The 806-nt window shown below is 62.3% G+C and carries 2 protein-coding genes; both read right to left on the reverse strand.

The features are described from left to right. Positions 1-89: 89 nt before the first annotated feature. Positions 90-374 (reverse strand): helix-turn-helix domain-containing protein, encoded by a 285-nt coding sequence (locus tag AX681_RS09530; protein WP_066488205.1) that lies wholly within the window; start codon positions 372-374, stop codon positions 90-92. Then, positions 367-690, reverse strand: a complete 324-nt coding sequence (locus AX681_RS09535) for a type II toxin-antitoxin system RelE/ParE family toxin (RefSeq protein WP_231734925.1) — start codon at positions 688-690, stop codon at positions 367-369. The genes AX681_RS09530 and AX681_RS09535 overlap by 8 nt, the downstream gene beginning before the upstream one ends. Positions 691-806: the final 116 nt, after the last annotated feature.

Consider the following 806-nt stretch of genomic DNA (forward strand, 5'->3'; position numbering starts at 1 on the left):
CAAGACCGCTTGCGGGCTTGGGGAGCGAAGCGACTGAGAGCGGCGGTGCCGCGTAGCGGCAGGCGCCAGACCTTTTTGCGGTCGGCCGCCTAGACGAGTGCGAGCTGGACGCGACGGCCGACGACCGCCGCCGCCCGTTGCAGCGTTTCGATGGTGACATTGCCGTTCTCAGGATCGAGCACGCGATCGACCTGGGTGCGGCTGGTGTGCATCATCGTGGCGAGACGGTTCTTGCTGAGCTTGCGCTCCTTCATCGCCTCGGCGAGCTGCCAAGCGATAACCTCCTTGATCGCCTTGGCCTGAAACTCGGCAAGAACGCCTTCCTCCTCAAGAAAGCTATCGAGGGTCGGCCCCCGGTGCTTATTGTCAGCCATTTTCGACCTCCTTCTGGCGCTTGCGCGCCAGTTCCAAATCCGATGCGGGTGTCTTGTTCGCCTTCTTGATGAAGCCGTGCAGCGCATACAGCTCCCCGGTCTGGAAGCAGAACATCACCCGCGCGATCGTGCCGTCTGACAGCGACGTGCGGACCTCGAACAGTCCCTTTCCCATCGGCCGCACCAACGGCATTCCGACCGGCCAACGAAACTGGACGCGCTGCAAGTCCTGCCCGATCTCCCGGCGGTGATCCTGCGGCAGCTCTAGCAACCAGTCCCTGACCGGCACGTTGCCGGCGTCGGTCTGGTAGAACACCAGTTCGATTCGATGCGGCGGACTCGTATTCATCTGTGCCTTATAAAGTGCAATGCACCGTATAAGGTGCAGGTGTCAAGAGACTTTGGCAGGGCCGTAGGCCCGGCCCCAAGGGT

This window comes from Sphingomonas sp. CCH9-E2, from assembly GCF_001557215.1.
GTDB lineage: Bacteria > Pseudomonadota > Alphaproteobacteria > Sphingomonadales > Sphingomonadaceae > Sphingomonas.